This window comes from Phenylobacterium sp. (assembly GCF_016793225.1).
In the GTDB taxonomy this organism is placed as follows: domain Bacteria; phylum Pseudomonadota; class Alphaproteobacteria; order Caulobacterales; family Caulobacteraceae; genus Phenylobacterium.
Genome location: NZ_JAEUMN010000005.1, coordinates 40,249 through 54,882, shown reverse-complemented (window position 1 = coordinate 54,882; position 14,634 = coordinate 40,249). Strand labels below are relative to the sequence as shown.

Here is a 14,634-nt window from a genome sequence, read left to right as displayed (position 1 = left end):
GACGTGGAGGCGCAGCGCTGGCCGGGGGTCAGCTTGTCGGGGTTCATGCCCAGGCACATGGAGCAGCCCGGCTCGCGCCATTCGAAACCGGCGGCCAGGAAGATCTCGTCCAGGCCCTCGGCTTCCGCCTGGGCGCGGACGAGGCCCGAGCCCGGCACGACCATGGCGCGGACGCCGTCGGCCACCTTTCGACCCTCGGCGATCCTGGCGGCGGCGCGCAGGTCCTCGATGCGGCTGTTGGTGCAGGAGCCGATGAACACCACGTCCACCTTGGCCTCGGTGATAGGCTGGCCGGCGGTCAGGCCCATGTAGGCGAGGGCGCGGGCGGCCGAGGCGCGCTTGTCGGGCGTGGCGAAGCTCTCGGGATCGGGGACGCGGCCCGTCACCGGGATCACGTCCTCGGGGCTGGTGCCCCAGGTGACGCTGGGGGCGATCTTCGCGGCGTCGAGCACGAGCTCGCGGTCGAACACCGCGTCCTCGTCGGTGAAGAAGGTCTTCCAGTAGGCCAGCGCCATCTCCCAGGCCCCGCCTTTCGGCGTCGCCGGGCGGCCCTTGAGGTACTCGAAGGTGGTCTCGTCGGGGGCCACCAGGCCCGCCTTGGCCCCGCCCTCGATGGTCAGGTTGCACAGCGTCATGCGGCCCTCCATCGAGAGCGCCCGCACGGCCGAGCCGGCGTACTCGATCACCGAGCCGGTGCCACCCGCCGTGCCGATCTCGCCGATGACGGCCAGGGCGAAGTCCTTGGCGCCGACGCCCGGGGCGGGCTCGCCCTCGATGCGGACGCGGAAGTTCTTCGCCTTCTTCTGGCGCAGGGTCTGGGTGGCCAGGACGTGCTCGACCTCGGACGTGCCGATGCCGTGCGCCAGCGCGCCGAACGCGCCGTGGGTGGACGTGTGGCTGTCGCCGCAGACGATGGTCATGCCCGGCTGGGTGCGGCCCTGCTCGGGGCCCACCACGTGGACGATGCCGTTGCGGATGTCCCCCATGGGGAAGAACTCGATCCCGTAGGCCTCGACGTTCCTGCCCAGAGTCTGCAGCTGCAGGCGGGCCTCCTCGTCGGCCACGGCGTCGACGCCCTCGGCCTGGCCCTCGGTGGGGACGTTGTGGTCGGCCACGGCCAGCGTGCGGTCCGGCCGCCGCACGGGGCGCCGGTTGGCCTTGAGGCCCGCGAAGGCCTGCGGCGTCGTCACCTCGTGGATGAGGTGCAGGTCGATGTAGAGGATCGCCTCGCCGTCCTGTTCGGCGACGACGTGCGCGTCCCAGATCTTGTCGTAGAGGGTCTTGCCGGGCATGGGCGGCATGTAGGGCGGCGCAGGCGCGCACGTCTAGTGCTGCAACGCCGCAGATTGTGCGCAGCCGCAGCAATTTCCTGCCTCGGGCGGGGGAATGGCGCCAGGGCGCGATGTGCCTCGCGGGCCCCGCGGAGGGCCCGGAGAAGGTCGGCAGGCTTGCTTCCCCTGGGGCCCGGATCGCCGGATAACCATCACGGATGGACGAGACGCCGCCGGGGATGTTCGTGGTGACGCTGGAGGCGGTGGAGGCGGGAGCGCCGGCGCCGCTGACCATCCTGGCGTTTGCGGCCGGGAACGACGAGGAGGCCGCCCGCGCCGTGGCGGTCGCCGACCTCGAGAACCAGGGGTGGCGCGAGATCGCGGTCCTCCGGACCGCCGAGGTGATCGACCTGCCCGCCCTGCCCGAGGACTTCCGCGCCGCCTACGAGACCGCGCTGAAGTGGGGCTGCGCGCTCATCATCTACGATCCCTGACGCCGTCCGAACGCCCCGGCCCGACCATCCCGGCGAATGCCGGGATCCAGATGGAAGGGCTCGGAAGCGGGTTCCACAGGCCTTCCCACCACCACCGCGCCCATGGATCTGGGCCCCGGCATTCGCCGGGACGGTCGGAGACTTTGAGTCGAGCCCGGACCCCCACGAGCGCCTCCCCTCGACACCCGATCATCCACAACGCTCCCACCCTTTCAGCTGTCATCCCGGTTTCCGCGAAAGCGGAACACCGGGACCCATACGCGCCCGATCGCCGTGGCGGCCCGCCAGCGTCACCGCCGCGCCCCTTCCGGACCCGCGGAGTCTATGGGTCCCGGTGTTCGCCTGCGGCGAAACCGGGATGACAAGGGTTTGGGACGGAACCTCTCGCCGCAACTCCCGCTCTGGCCGGAATTGCCGTTTGCGGCGGAACAGGTCTTCATATGCGCATGCCTGGAGCGCTGGACTGGGACCTTCTGCAGAGCCTGCACGCGGTGCTGGAGGCGGGCAGCTTCTCGGCGGCCGCGCGGCTGCGGCGGCTCACCCAGCCCACGCTGGGCCGGCACATCGACCAGCTTGAGCGGCAGCTCGGGGCGCCGCTGTTCCTGCGCAGCCCGCGCGGGCTGCAGCCCACCGACCTGGCGCTGGCCTTCCGCCCGCACCTGGCCGACATGGCCGCGGCGGCGGAGGCGGCGGGGCGGGACGCCTCGGGGGTCGCCAGCGGCGAAGGCGGCGTGGTGCGCGTGGCCGCCAGCGACATCATCGGCATCGAGGTGCTGCCCGAGATCCTGACCCGGTTCCGGACCGCGAATCCGGGCATCGACGTGGAGCTGGTGCTCTCGAACAGGAACGAGGACCTGAGCCGCCGCGACGCCGACGTGGCGGTGCGCATGGGGCGGCCCACCCAGAACAGCCTGGTGGCGAAGAAGGTGGGCGAGCTGACGATCGGCTTCCACGCCGCGCCCGGTTACCTGGAGCGCAAGGGCGCCCCGGCTTCGCTGGACGAGCTCGCGGACCATACCCTGATCGGCTTCGACCGGCAGTTCCCCGCCATGGTTAACGACCTGTCGGTGGGACGGCCGATCACGCGCGACCTCTTCGCCCTGCGGACCGACAACGACGTGGCCCAGCTCGCGGCGCTGAAGGCGGGCTTCGGGATCGGCGCATGCCAGCGCCAGATCGGCCGGCGCTTCGGCCTCACGCCGGTGCTTCCGGACCTCTTCTCCTTCAAGCTGGAGATCTGGATCTGCATGCACGAGACGCTGCGGGGCAGCCCGCGCATGCGGCTGATGTTCGACCACCTGGCCCGCGAGCTCGCTGACTACGCCGCAGACTGACCGAGGTTGTGGCGGCGCTTGGAATCCCCCGTTGGGCGAACTGCGTTGTGGAAGAGTCGCCAAAGGCGTCTGGTGACGTCATGTGGGCGCCGACCCGTTGGCCGGCCGGTACAAAAGGGGAATACAATGACCTGGGGTAAGTTTACGGCCGCCGCCGCCGCCGTGGCTCTGGCCGCCGGGGTCGCGTCCAGCGCCTCCGCCGCCAATCTCGCCATCTTCGGCCAGAACAACATCGGCAGCTGGTACACCGGGCTGGGCCACAGCGTGACGTACGTCAGCGACGCCCAACTGGCCACGTCCGGCTTCCTGAACAGCTATGACGCCTTCGTCTACACGCGGGACGGCAGCAGCTTCGGCGTTGGGCTCTCGGCGACGGCCGCCGCCAACGTGAAGGCCTATGTCTCCGGCAACGTCGTGCTGTTCAACGGCGACTTCCAGGACGGCCTCGGCAGCGACGCCACCACGGGGCAGCTGTTCACCAACGCCATCAACTATGTGCTGTCCAACCCGGGCGGCGGCTACATCGGCGAGTATCGCGGCTCGTTCGCGGCGTTCGCGACGAACGACCAGGGCATCAACCCCATCGGCCTGGTTCAGGGCAATGCGGGGCCGCACGGGGGCGGTGAAGGCGGTTCGTCCGGGAACGTCAACGCCACGGCGATCGGGGCCGCCAGTTCGCTGCTCGCCGGCGTCTCGCTGCCCTACAACGACACGCAGGTGGAGTTCGGGGCCACGGTCACCGGCTACAACCCGAACCGGGTGATCCTCGAGTTCGACAACGGCAACCCGGCCCTGATCGCCAGCAATGTCGACAGCATCAGCGCGGGGGTGCCCGAGCCCTCGACCTGGGCCATGATGCTGATGGGCTTCGGCGGCGTCGGCGCTCTCCTGCGCGGCGCGCGGCGCAGGTTCGCCTTCGCCTGATCCACATTTCCGACGGCGGCGACGCCCCGACCTTGCAGGCCGGGGCGTCGTTCGTTCTGCAGGGATGACACGAAGACGGCGGCTCGAGGGCTCGAGCCGCCGTTTTGCTGTCTGGAGCTGTGAGGGCTGCGTCAGTCGCCCGCGGGCGCCTCTTCCTTCGCCGCCGTCATCTGGCGCTCGGCGATGCGGGCGCTCTTACCGCGGCGGTCGCGGAGGTAATAGAGCTTGGCGCGGCGCACGACGCCGCGGCGCTTCACCTCGATGCTCTCGATCATCGGCGACAGGATCGGGAACACCCGCTCCACGCCCTCGCCGAAGGAAATCTTGCGGACGGTGAAGCTCTCGTCGATGCCCTGGCCCGAGCGGGCGATGCAGACGCCCTCGTAGGCCTGGACGCGCTCGCGCTCGCCTTCCTTGATCTTCACGTTCACGCGCACCGTGTCGCCGGGGCGGAACTCGGGGACCTTGCGCGTGGCCAGGAGGCGGTCGGCCTCTTCCTTGCGCAGCTGTTCGATCACGTTCATCGGTCTTGTCCTTACTGGGCTTACCCTTTGGATCTGGGGGCGCCCTTTGCCTGTTGATTGGCGGTCCTGGCGGCCCACAAATCGGGTCGCCGTTCCCGCGTGACGCTTTCCCGCTGCGCCTGCCGCCACTTGCGGATTTCCGCGTGATGGCCGCTCAGCAGGATCTCCGGGATGTCGATCCCCTCGAACGTCCGCGGTCGCGTGTACTGCGGATGTTCGAGAAGCCCGTCCTCGAAGGACTCTTCACTCAGACTCTCGGCCTGCCCCAGCACACCCGGGACCAGCCGTACGCACGCCTCGATCGCCACCATGGCCGCCGCCTCGCCACCGGCGAGGACCGCGTCTCCGATCGCGACCTCCTCGAACCCGCGGGCGTCGAGCACCCGCTGGTCCACCCCCTCGAACCGCCCGCACAGGACGATCAGTCCCGGGCCGGAAGCCCACGCTTTCACGCGCGCCTGGGTGATGGGGCGACCCCGGGCGCTCATGTACAAAAGCGGGCGTTCGCGCCGCTCCACGCTGTCGAGCGCGGAGGCGATCACGTCGGCCCGCATCACCTGCCCCGGACCGCCACCCGCAGGGGTGTCGTCCAGGAAGCCGCGCTTATCTGTGGAAAAGCCCCGGATGTCCACCGTTTCCAGCGTCCACAGCGCGGCCTCGCGCCACGCCGTGCCGATGAGCGAGACGCCCAGCGGCCCCGGAAACGCCTCCGGGAACATGGTCAGCACGGTGCAGTCGAACGACATGGCGGCTTCCTAGGGCGCGGAAGCCGGCGCGAGGTCAAGGGCTCACGGCCGCAGCAGGACGTAGTGGCTGTAGCCGTTGGCGAGGGGCAGGCCGGCGCCGAGGCACTTCATGCGCGGGGTGGGGCGGCAGGGGCGGGCGTTGTAGCGCACGCCGGCCTCGATGTAGGCGTTGCGCGCCCAGATGAAGTCGATCCGCTCGGGCCGTCCGCCCCGGTAACGGAAGCGCAGGCCATCGCGGTCCTCTTCCACCCAGCCGCCGGGCGCCGCGGAGAGGCGCGCGAGCCGGCCGGCCGCCGCGTCGGCGACGACGGCCTCGTAGGTGGGCCGATGGCTCTCGAAGTTCAGCCGCACTCCGGCGTCGAGCAGCGGACCCCAGGCGGGCACCATGCCGCCCAGGAACGCCAGGAGGGCCGAGGGCGCGATCCACCCCGTGACCGGATCGCGCATCATCGTCCAGAACGACCAGATCAGCAGCAGCACGGGGCAGGCCACGAGCAGGCCCGCCGCCAGCCCCAGGACGACGCCGGGGGGCAGCGTCTCCAGCCCGCGCCAGACGCCGACGATCGCGCCGATCGCCAGCCCCATCCAGGCGAGCAGCGCCATGGCCAGCGGCGTGCGCCAGACGGGCGTATAGCTGTCGCCAGGGTTGTCCATCGTGGGGAGGATGATGATGCTTGCGCCTGCGAGGCAACACCTTGCCCGACTGCGGCCGGGCGCGTAAGCGGCGCCGATGACCGATACGCCCATCGCCCCCGAAGACGAAGCCCAGGACGAGACCCTGGTCGAGACGCTGCAGCTGGAGCGGATCGAGGAGAACCTGTTCCGCGGAACGTCGCCCGACAACCGGCCGGGGCGGATCTTCGGCGGCCAGGTGATCGCCCAGTCGCTGCTGGCGGCCTACGAGACCATCGAGGCGCGCGTCTGCCACTCGATGCACTGCTATTTCATCCGGCCGGGCGACCCCACCGTGCCGATCGTCTTCGAGGTGGACCGCTCGCGCGACGGCGGCAGCTTCACCACGCGGCGCGTCATCGCCGTCCAGCACGGCAAGCAGATCTTCAACCTCGCCGCCTCGTTCAAGGACCCGGAGGAGGGCTTCAGCCACCAGTCGCCGATGCCGCCCGGACCGCACTGGTCCGAGCTGCCCGACCAGATGGAGATGCTGAAGGAGGCCATGAAGCACGCGCCCGAGGAGGCGAAGCGCTGGCTGTCCCGGCCGCAGCCGATCGAGATGCGCTCGCAGGACGCGCGCTCGTACTGGCGGGACGGGAAGCCCAAGGAGCCCGTGGCGCAGAACTGGTTCCGGTGCGCGACGCCCATCGGCGACGACCCGCACATGCACCAGGTGATCCTCGCCTACGCGTCCGACATGAACCTGCTGTCGACCGCCATGCGCCCCTATGCGGTGCACTGGCAGACGCCGGGCTTCCAGTCGGCCAGCCTGGACCACGCCATGTGGTTCCACCGCCCCACCGACTTCAACCAGTGGCACCTCTACGTCCACGACAGCCCCTCGGCCTCGGACGGCCGCGGGCTGATCCGGGGGGCGATCTACGCCGAGGACGGGACGCTGGTCGCCTCCGTGGCGCAGGAGGGGCTGATGCGGATGCGCAAGCCGACCTAGTTGCCGACGCCCCCGCCGGGGCGTATCAGCCGAGCCTTTCGCACTGCAGCATAGGCGCGGTCATGGACAGCCAGACCCTCGTGGACACCCTCAAGCTGGAACGGCTCGAGGTGAACCTGTTCCGCGGCTTCACGCCCGACGACGAGCGCACGCGCCAGCGCATCTACGGCGGCCAGGTGATCGCCCAGTCGCTGCTGGCGGCCTACGAGACGGTGGACGCGCGGGCCTGCCACTCGCTGCACTGCTACTTCATCCGGCCGGGCGATCCTTCGATCCCGATCATCTTCGAGGTGGACCGCAGCCGCGACGGCGGCAGCTTCACCACGCGGCGGGTGATCGCGGTGCAGAAGGGCCAGCAGATCTTCAACCTCGCGGCCTCGTTCCAGGTGGACGAGCAGGGCTACGAGCACCAGTCCGACATGCCCGCGGCGCCCGGATGGGACGAGGTCGAGGACGACCAGGCGGTGCGCCGGCGGATGAACCCGAACCCGCCGCCCGAGGAACTGGACTGGATCGACAAGGCCCAGCCCATCGAGATGCGCACCGTGGGCGAGCGCTGGGACAGCGCCGCGCCCGAGCCCCGCGAGCCGCGCCAGGAGGTGTGGTTCCGCGCCCGCCATCCGATCGGCGCCGACGCCCACATGCACCAGGTGGTGCTGGCCTACGCCTCGGACATGAGCCTCCTGGGCACCTCGATCCGGCCGCACGGCGTGAGCTGGCGCACGCCGGGCTTCATGTCGGCCAGCCTGGACCACGCCATGTGGTTCCACCGGCCGACCGACTTCAACGACTGGCACCTCTATGTGCAGGAGAGCCCCTCGGCCTCCGGCGGCCGCGGCTTCAACCTGGGCTACATCTACCGCGCGTCGGACGGGGCCCTCGTGGCGAGCTGCGCCCAGGAAGGCCTGATGCGCATGCGCGCCCCGAAGCCCCGGACCTGACGCCGGCCGAGCCGGACGTCCGGCGGGCTCTCAGGCCTCCAGCACCGCGGCCAGCCTCGCGACGCCGGGCGCCATCGCGCTCACCGGGAAGCCCGTGAAGCCGAGGAGCAGCCCGCGTCTGGGCGTCTCGTCGTGGAAAAGGGGGCTGATCGCGCGGGCCGTCACGCCGTGGTCCAGGGCGCGCGCCTCGACATCGACGTCGGACCGTCCGTCCTTCAAGTAGGCGATCAGGTGCATGCCCTGGGGCGGGACGTCGACGGCCAGCAGGTGGCCCAGGCGCCGCTCGAGCGCCTCGGCCAGGGCGTCCCGCTGGGCCCGGTAGGCCAGGCGTCGGCGGCGGATGTGGGCGGCGAACTGGCCGCTCTCCATGAAATCCAGGGTGATCGCCTGGGTGATGGTCGGCGGCTGGCGGTCGGTGAGCCGGCGCATGGCCGAGAGCGGCGCGACCAGCTCGCGCGGGGCTACGATGTAGCCCAGGCGGATGCCCGGGAAGATCGACTTGTTGAAGGTGCCCACATAGACGACCCGCTCGCCGCCATCGAGGCCCTGGAGCGAGGGCAACGGCGCGCCCGCGTACCGGAACTCGGCCGCATAGTCGTCCTCGATCACCCAGGCGCCCGCCGACCGCGCCCAGGCGGCCAGCTCGAGCCGCCGCGCCATCGACATGGCGACGCCGTACGGAAACTGGTGCGACGGCGTGACGAAGCAGGCGCGCGCCCGCGGCGCCCTGTCGATCCCCGCCTGGACCACGAGGCCGTGCCGGTCGACCGGCACCGGCACGGCCGCCGCGCCCGCCCGCTCGGCCGCGTGCCAGGTGGGCGCGTAGCCCGGGTCCTCCAGCCACACCTCGTCGCCCCGCCGCAGCAGCGTGCGGAGCGCCAGGTCGGTCGCCTGCTGGGCGCCGGAGGTCAGGATCACCTGGTCGGGCGCGCAGACGACGCCGCGCGCCGCCCGCAGGTAGTCGGCCACCGCCGCGCGCAGCCGCGCGTCGCCCGCCGCCTCGCTGTAGCCGAAGTGGACGGGGTCCAGGTGCCGCAGGGCCCGGCGGGTGGACTTCGACCAGGCGTCCAGGGCGCGGGCGTCCATCAGGGTGCGACCGTTCGAGAAGGTCTGCGACGCGGGCGAGAGGGGACCGAAGCCGAGCTCGGCCTCGGCGGCGTCCGATGGCGGCGCGGGCGCCGGCGCCGGCCGCACGTCGACCACGCCAGACAGGTCGCCGCTCACGTAGGTGCCCGAGCCCTGGCGCCCCTCGGCGTAGCCCTCGGCCAGCAGCTGGTCGTACGCCGCCACCACCGAGGCGCGCGCGACGCCGAGCCGCTGCGCGAGGTCGCGGCTGGACGGCAGACGGCCGCCCGGCTTCAGGGCGCCGTCGTGGATGGCGGCGCGCACCTGCTCGTAGACCTGGCGGATCACCGGGCCGCCGGGGTCCGGCTCACGCCACGGATACACCTCGGACCAGCTCACCGTCCCTCCCGAAGTGGTCTGCAGGATTGTCCATTATTGGACCTGTCCACCAGACCACGCGCGGCCTAGCTCGCCAAGGCGAAAGAGATCGCGGCCGCGCGCCGCCCCGGAAGCCGCCATGGACCAGACCACCGCCTACGCCCCCACCGACCGCGCCCGCGTGCGCCGCCGGCCGCAACGGGCCCACTACGACGAAGCCACCGTCCACGCCGTGCTGGACGCGGGCGTGATGGCGCACGTCGGCTATGTGCTCGACGGCCAGCCCTATGTGACGCCGACGGCCTACTGGCGCGAGGGCCGCCGGCTCTACTGGCACGGCTCGGCCATGAGCCGGATGCTTGACGCCGTGGACGGCGCGCCCGTCTGCGTGACGGTCAGCTTCCTGGACGGCTTCATCGTCGGCCGCTCGGGCTTCGTGCACTCGCTGAACTACCGCTCGGTGATGGCCTTCGGCCGCGCGCGGCGGGTGGAGGGGATCGCGGAGCGCCGGGCGGCGCTCGACCGGTTCATCGACCGGCTCTACGCGGGCCGGCCCCTCAAGCTGCGGCCGGCCACCGACGAGGAGGTCGCCGCCACCGCCATGGTCGTCATGGACATCGAGGAGGCCTCGGCGAAGATCCGCCAGACCGGCGTCGCCGACCTGCCCGCCGATACGGGCTGGGCCGCCTGGTGCGGCGTGTTCCCGGTGGAGACCCGGATCGGCGCGGCGCTGCCCGAGCCCGCCATGGGCGCGGGCGGGGCGCCGACCCTCGACCTCGCGCCCTACCGGGAGGGCGCGCGGCTCGACGAGGCGCTGGCCCAGGCCGCCCGCAGCGCCCAGGCGCGTGGTCAGGGTGCGCCGGTCTCGACGTAGCGCTTCAGCCGGCCCCAGTTGGTCGAGAGGACGCCGTCGATCACCGGCGCGGCCTTCACGATGAAGTCCCGCGCGCCGCCCACATTGTAGGTCGCGGTGAGCTCCGTGCCGCCGTCCTTGGCCTTGAGTTGCCAGAGCAGCGCGGCGCTGACGCCCTCGTCCTGCAGCGGGCCGAGCGCCGCGTGCGCGCGGATCATGCCCAGCTTGGGCGCCGCCAGCACCACCACGCCGTGCTGCACGCCGTCGCCGCCGCCCAGGGTCTCGCACCAGCAGCCGCCCGGCCGCAGGTCCAGGCTCAGGTTCTCGGCGCGGCCGGAGTAGGAATGCTGGGGGTCCCACCAGCGGCCCAGCTGGCCGATCGCCTGGTACACCCGCTCGGGCGGCGCCGCGATCTGCACCACCGACTTGAGGCGGAAGCCGCCCGGGAGCTGCTCCACCACCTCGGCGCGCGCCGCGCCGGCGAGCGCCAGCACGACCGCCGCCGCCAAAACCCCGGACCTCATGGCTCGCCCCCCGCTTGTCAGGCCGCCTCGAAGCTTAGCGGTGCGCCCCAGAACGCCTCAACGAGCTTGTTCTGCATGCCCGGCTCGCCGGTCGTCAAAAAGCGACGAACGGCGCTGTGGCCCGTCCGGAACTCCGGGTGCCGCTCGAAATAGCGGGCCAGGGCGTCGGCCGTGGCCTCGGGCTGGCGGATGAGCGGCGTGCCCGGCGGCAGGGCGGCGGCGAACAGGTCGGCCACGATCTCGTAGTGCGTGCAGCCCAGGATCGCCCGGTCGGGCGGCCGGCCGATCCGCGTAGCCAGGGCCCTCACGTGGCCGGCGATCGCGGCGGCGAGCTCGTCGCGCGAGGCGCCGGCCTCGATCATCCGGGCCAGGTCGGGACAGGGCTGCGAGAAGACGGCCACGTCCTGGCGGCGCTTGTCGATCTCGATCTCGTAGACCCGGCTGGCCGCCGTCGCCGGGGTCGAGAAGACGCCCAGGATGTCCACGTGCTCGACCTTGTCGCCCAGGCGGTCCGCCTCGTGCTCCCAGGGCAGGCCCGTGGCCGCCTCGATGGTCGGCACCACGATGCCCAGGATGTTCAGCGGCCGCCCCGCCTCGCGGCGGTAGCCCGGAAGCCAGGTCTGCTGCAGGCGGCGGAGGGCGACGCTGGCGGCGGTGTTGCAGGCCAGGACCACCACGTCGCAGCCCTCTTCGAACAGCCGCCGGGCGCCTTCCCGGGTGAGCTCGACGATCTCCTCGCCCGAGCGCCCGCCGTACGGGGCGTTGGCCTGGTCGGCCAGGTAGATGAGGTCCGCCTGCGGGAACCGGTCCACGAGCCGGTGGTGCACGGTCAGGCCGCCCACGCCGGAATCGAACACGCCGATGCTCATGCGCCGGTGTTAGCGGCGGTCGGCCGGACGGTCCAGCAAGCTTGCCCACGGCGCCGCTTCAATGCGAATGGCGTTCGATGACCACCAAAATGCTGAACACGCGCGACGGGCGCATGCTGGCGCTGGCGGGCGACCGCTACATCACGCCCTGCCTGGAGGCCTATGGCGAACTCAGCCCCGCCGAGCGGGCGCTGCTGCTCCAGATGATCCGCCCGGGCATGTGCGTGGTCGAGGTCGGGGCCAACATGGGGGCCTTCACGCTCGCCATGGCGCGGGCCTGCGCGCCCGGCCTGCTCTACGCCTTCGAGCCCCAGCAGCGGATCTTCCAGATCCTGTGCGCGAACCTGGCCATGAACGGGGTCGGCAATGTGATCGCCTCGCCCGACGCCTGCGGCCGCGCCGAGAGCCGCGCCGTGATCCCGCCGCTGGACTATGCCGCGCAGGAGAACTTCGGGGGCGTCTCGCTCGCGCCCGTGGGGCAGCCGGGGCTGGAGGTGCGGGTGACGCCGCTCGATGCGCTGGCCCTGCCTGCCTGCGGGCTGATCAAGGTCGATGTGGAAGGGTTCGAGATCGAGGTCATCGAGGGCGCCCGCGAGACCATCGGCCGCTGCCGGCCGCTGCTCTATGTCGAGAACGACCGGCCGCAGCATGCCCAGGCGTTGATCCGGCTGATCCACGGCCTGGGCTACCGCCTGTTCTGGCACACCCCGCCGCTCGCCAGCCCGCAGAACTTCAACGGCCTCGACCGGCTGATCTTCGACCGCAACTACATGTCCCGGAACATGGTCTGCATCCCCGCCGAGCGCGGCACGGAGACGGACCTCGAGCTCATCGACCCGGACAACCCCCGCGAACCCGCCGCCTTCCGCCCGGCCGGCGCCTGAACGGCGAATGCTCACGTGACGTTCAGGTTGGACGTGCCTAGTTTGTGCGTCCCTCTCGAAAGTCGTTGCGGAGATCTCATGCGCCGGCGCACGTTCCTTGCCGCCTCCACGGCCACGGCCACAGCAGCCTTCCTCCCGCCGGCCGCCCTTGCCCAGGCCGGAAACCCGCTGCTGGAACCCTGGCGCGGGCCGTTCGGCGGGGTCCCGGCGTTCGACAAGGTCCGCGTCGCCGATCTCAAGCCGGCGCTCGAAGCCGCCATGGCGGAGGAGCTGCGCGAGATCGACGCGATCGCCGGCGCCGGGGCGGCGCCCACCTTCGCCAACACCCTGGAGGCGCTGGAGAAGACCGGCGAGGCGCTGGATCGGGTGCGCACCGTCTACGGCGTCTGGACCGGCACGCTGTCCACGCCGGAGGTGCGCGCCATCGACAAGGAGATGTCGCCCAGGATGGCGGCCCACGGCGACGCGATCCTGCAGAACGCCCGGCTGTTCGAGCGGATCGACGCCGTCTACCGGCAGCGCGGAAGCCTCAAGCTGACGCCCGAGCAGGACCGCGTCCTGTGGCTGCGCTGGAACAGCTTCGTCCGCAACGGCGCCAAGCTCAGCCCGCAGGCCAAGGCCCGCGTGGCGGAGATCAACAAGGAGCTGGCGCAGGCCTTCACCGCCTTCAGCCAGAACCTGCTGCACGACGAGACCGAGCGCGACCTGTTCCTGGGCGCCGGCGACCTCGCGGGCCTGCCGGCGGACGTGCGCGCCGGCATGGCCGCCCAGGCGCAGGGCAAGGGACGGCCGGGCGAGTTCGTGATCGTCAACACGCGCTCGTCCGTGGACCCGGTCCTCACCTACGCCGAGCGGCGCGACCTGCGCGAAAAGGTCTGGAAGACCTTCTACAGCCGCGGCGACAACGGCGACGCCTACGACAACAACCGGCTGATCAGCCGGATCCTGAAGCTGCGGGCCGAGCGCGCGAAGCTGTTCGGCTACCCGACCCACGCCCACTGGCGCCTGGCCGACAACTCGATGGCCGAGACGCCCGACGCGGCCATGGCCCTGATGATGCGCGTCTGGCCGGCCGCGGTCGCCCGGGTGAAGGAGGAGGTGGCCGAGATGCAGGCCATCGCCGACAAGGAAGGCGCCGGGATCCGGATCGCGCCCTGGGACTACCGCTTCTACGCCGAGAAGGTGCGGGTCGCCCGCTACGACCTCGATATGAACGCGGTGAAGCCGTACCTGCAGCTGGAGAAGCTGCGCGAAGGCATGTTCTGGGCGGCGGGCCAGCTCTACGGCTTCTCGTTCCACCCGGTGACGGTCCCGGTGCAGCATCCGGACGTGCGGGTGTGGGAGGTGAAGCGCGGGGCCCGGCACGTCGGCCTCTGGTACTTCGACCCCTACGCCCGCGCCGGCAAGCGCTCGGGCGCCTGGATGAACGCCTACCGGCCGCAGCATCGCCTGGGCGCCGCCGCCACCACCACCATCGTCTCGAACAACTCGAACTTCGTGAAGGGACCGCCGGGCGCGCCGGTGCTGATCTCGTGGGACGACGCCGAGACCATGTTCCACGAGTTCGGCCACGCCCTGCACGGGCTGAACTCGAACGTGACGTATCCGTCGGTGTCCGGGACGCGGGTGTTCCGAGACTACGTCGAGTTCCCCTCGATGGTGAACGAGTCCTGGCTGCGGACGCCCGAGGTGCTCAACCGGTTCGCGCTGCACCACGAGACCGGCCAGCCGATCCCCGCCGACCTGGTGGCGAAGATCGAGAAGGCCGCCACCTTCCGGCAGGGCTTCGACGTCACCGAGTTCCTGGCCTCGGCGCTGATCGACATGAAGCTGCACCTGGCGGGCGACGCCGACATCGACCCCGACGCCTTCGAGCGGGCGGAACTGGCGAAGCTGGGGATGCCCGCGGAGCTGCCGATGCGCCACCGCACGCCGCAGTTCGGGCACGTCTTCTCCAGCGACGGCTATTCGGCCGGTTACTATTCCTACCTCTGGGCCGAGGTGATCGCGCTGGACGCGGTGGAGGCGTTCCGCGAGGCGCCGGGCGGGCTCTACGACAAGGGCGTGGCCCAGCGGCTGCACGACAACGTCATGAGCGTGGGCAACGCGATCCACCCGCGCGACGGCTACCGCAAGTTCCGGGGCCGGGACCCGGACGTGAAGGCCTACCTGAAGGACAAGGGCTTCCCGACGGGCTGAGCGC

The 14,634-nt window shown here is 71.4% G+C and carries 15 protein-coding genes; 8 read left to right on the top strand and 7 right to left on the bottom strand.

Features of this window, described 5'->3' with window-relative positions; translation table 11 throughout:
- The coding region (leuC, locus tag JNK30_RS00450) for a 3-isopropylmalate dehydratase large subunit (RefSeq protein WP_293479146.1) at window positions 1–1,292 on the bottom strand (1,292 nt) is incomplete at its 3' end.
- A 197-nt stretch (window positions 1,293–1,489) separates the two neighbouring features.
- On the opposite strand from leuC, the gene JNK30_RS00445 reads away from it, so the two are divergent.
- From JNK30_RS00445 to JNK30_RS00435, 3 genes are all read left to right on the top strand, one after another.
- Window positions 1,490–1,765 carry a hypothetical protein gene (locus JNK30_RS00445; protein ID WP_293479144.1) on the top strand — a complete coding sequence of 92 codons (276 nt, stop codon included), beginning with the start codon at window positions 1,490–1,492 and terminating at the stop codon, window positions 1,763–1,765.
- A 446-nt stretch (window positions 1,766–2,211) separates the two neighbouring features.
- Window positions 2,212–3,099: a LysR family transcriptional regulator gene (locus tag JNK30_RS00440; protein ID WP_293479143.1), complete on the top strand. Its 888-nt coding sequence runs from the start codon at window positions 2,212–2,214 to the stop codon at window positions 3,097–3,099.
- A gap of 126 nt (window positions 3,100–3,225) precedes the next feature.
- Window positions 3,226–4,023, top strand: a complete 798-nt coding sequence (locus tag JNK30_RS00435; RefSeq protein WP_293479141.1) for a PEPxxWA-CTERM sorting domain-containing protein — start codon at window positions 3,226–3,228, stop codon at window positions 4,021–4,023.
- Between the two features lie 131 nt (window positions 4,024–4,154).
- Here the strand turns inward: JNK30_RS00435 and rplS are convergent, their stop codons facing one another.
- From rplS to JNK30_RS00420, 3 genes are read right to left on the bottom strand one after another with little or no spacing between them, the layout of a single operon-like run.
- Entirely contained in the window at window positions 4,155–4,547 is a 393-nt protein-coding gene (rplS, locus tag JNK30_RS00430; protein ID WP_293479139.1) for a 50S ribosomal protein L19, read from the bottom strand.
- Between the two features lie 20 nt (window positions 4,548–4,567).
- Window positions 4,568–5,293, bottom strand: a complete 726-nt coding sequence (gene trmD, locus JNK30_RS00425; protein WP_293479137.1) for a tRNA (guanosine(37)-N1)-methyltransferase TrmD — start codon at window positions 5,291–5,293, stop codon at window positions 4,568–4,570.
- A 42-nt stretch (window positions 5,294–5,335) separates the two neighbouring features.
- On the bottom strand, window positions 5,336–5,947 hold the full coding sequence (locus tag JNK30_RS00420) for a hypothetical protein (RefSeq protein WP_293479135.1): 612 nt from the start codon (window positions 5,945–5,947) through the stop codon (window positions 5,336–5,338).
- Window positions 5,948–6,023: 76 nt separating this feature from the next.
- On the opposite strand from JNK30_RS00420, the gene JNK30_RS00415 reads away from it, so the two are divergent.
- Window positions 6,024–6,917: an acyl-CoA thioesterase II gene (locus tag JNK30_RS00415; RefSeq protein WP_293479133.1), complete on the top strand. Its 894-nt coding sequence runs from the start codon at window positions 6,024–6,026 to the stop codon at window positions 6,915–6,917.
- 62 nt (window positions 6,918–6,979) lie between these two features.
- Window positions 6,980–7,858: an acyl-CoA thioesterase II gene (locus JNK30_RS00410; protein ID WP_293479131.1), complete on the top strand. Its 879-nt coding sequence runs from the start codon at window positions 6,980–6,982 to the stop codon at window positions 7,856–7,858.
- A gap of 30 nt (window positions 7,859–7,888) precedes the next feature.
- Here JNK30_RS00410 and JNK30_RS00405 read toward each other — a convergent pair whose 3' ends face one another.
- Window positions 7,889–9,322 carry a PLP-dependent aminotransferase family protein gene (locus JNK30_RS00405; protein ID WP_293479129.1) on the bottom strand — a complete coding sequence of 478 codons (1,434 nt, stop codon included), beginning with the start codon at window positions 9,320–9,322 and terminating at the stop codon, window positions 7,889–7,891.
- Between the two features lie 118 nt (window positions 9,323–9,440).
- Between JNK30_RS00405 and JNK30_RS00400 the strand changes: the two genes are divergently transcribed.
- Window positions 9,441–10,175, top strand: coding sequence for a pyridoxamine 5'-phosphate oxidase family protein (locus tag JNK30_RS00400; RefSeq protein WP_293479127.1), 735 nt, complete (start codon window positions 9,441–9,443; stop codon window positions 10,173–10,175).
- Here JNK30_RS00400 and JNK30_RS00395 read toward each other — a convergent pair.
- Window positions 10,151–10,678 carry an SRPBCC domain-containing protein gene (locus JNK30_RS00395; RefSeq protein ID WP_293479126.1) on the bottom strand — a complete coding sequence of 176 codons (528 nt, stop codon included), beginning with the start codon at window positions 10,676–10,678 and terminating at the stop codon, window positions 10,151–10,153. The genes JNK30_RS00400 and JNK30_RS00395 overlap by 25 nt on opposite strands.
- 17 nt (window positions 10,679–10,695) lie before the next feature.
- On the bottom strand, window positions 10,696–11,547 hold the full coding sequence (locus JNK30_RS00390) for a glutamate racemase (protein WP_293479124.1): 852 nt from the start codon (window positions 11,545–11,547) through the stop codon (window positions 10,696–10,698).
- Window positions 11,548–11,624: 77 nt separating this feature from the next.
- Here JNK30_RS00390 and JNK30_RS00385 point away from each other — a divergent pair, with 77 nt between their 5' ends.
- Both JNK30_RS00385 and JNK30_RS00380 read left to right on the top strand, forming a co-directional pair.
- Complete coding sequence (locus JNK30_RS00385) at window positions 11,625–12,431, top strand: FkbM family methyltransferase (RefSeq protein ID WP_293479122.1); 807 nt, start codon at window positions 11,625–11,627, stop codon at window positions 12,429–12,431.
- Window positions 12,432–12,509: 78 nt separating this feature from the next.
- On the top strand, window positions 12,510–14,630 hold the full coding sequence (locus JNK30_RS00380) for a M3 family metallopeptidase (RefSeq protein WP_293479120.1): 2,121 nt from the start codon (window positions 12,510–12,512) through the stop codon (window positions 14,628–14,630).
- The last annotated feature ends 4 nt before the right edge of the window (window positions 14,631–14,634 follow it).

Excerpts from the sequence above, each read along its gene's own strand:
- JNK30_RS00440 (WP_293479143.1), top strand. The coding sequence starts at position 2,212 with ATGCCTGGAGCGCTGGACTGGGACCTTCTGCAGAGCCTGCACGCGGTG.
- JNK30_RS00445 (WP_293479144.1), top strand. The coding sequence starts at position 1,490 with ATGGACGAGACGCCGCCGGGGATGTTCGTGGTGACGCTGGAGGCGGTG.
- JNK30_RS00380 (WP_293479120.1), top strand. The coding sequence starts at position 12,510 with ATGCGCCGGCGCACGTTCCTTGCCGCCTCCACGGCCACGGCCACAGCA.
- JNK30_RS00415 (WP_293479133.1), top strand. The coding sequence starts at position 6,024 with ATGACCGATACGCCCATCGCCCCCGAAGACGAAGCCCAGGACGAGACC.
- JNK30_RS00410 (WP_293479131.1), top strand. The coding sequence starts at position 6,980 with ATGGACAGCCAGACCCTCGTGGACACCCTCAAGCTGGAACGGCTCGAG.
- JNK30_RS00385 (WP_293479122.1), top strand. The coding sequence starts at position 11,625 with ATGACCACCAAAATGCTGAACACGCGCGACGGGCGCATGCTGGCGCTG.
- JNK30_RS00420 (WP_293479135.1), bottom strand. The coding sequence starts at position 5,947 with ATGGACAACCCTGGCGACAGCTATACGCCCGTCTGGCGCACGCCGCTG.
- JNK30_RS00395 (WP_293479126.1), bottom strand. The coding sequence starts at position 10,678 with ATGAGGTCCGGGGTTTTGGCGGCGGCGGTCGTGCTGGCGCTCGCCGGC.
- JNK30_RS00400 (WP_293479127.1), top strand. The coding sequence starts at position 9,441 with ATGGACCAGACCACCGCCTACGCCCCCACCGACCGCGCCCGCGTGCGC.
- JNK30_RS00390 (WP_293479124.1), bottom strand. The coding sequence starts at position 11,547 with ATGAGCATCGGCGTGTTCGATTCCGGCGTGGGCGGCCTGACCGTGCAC.
- rplS (WP_293479139.1), bottom strand. The coding sequence starts at position 4,547 with ATGAACGTGATCGAACAGCTGCGCAAGGAAGAGGCCGACCGCCTCCTG.
- JNK30_RS00435 (WP_293479141.1), top strand. The coding sequence starts at position 3,226 with ATGACCTGGGGTAAGTTTACGGCCGCCGCCGCCGCCGTGGCTCTGGCC.
- trmD (WP_293479137.1), bottom strand. The coding sequence starts at position 5,293 with ATGTCGTTCGACTGCACCGTGCTGACCATGTTCCCGGAGGCGTTTCCG.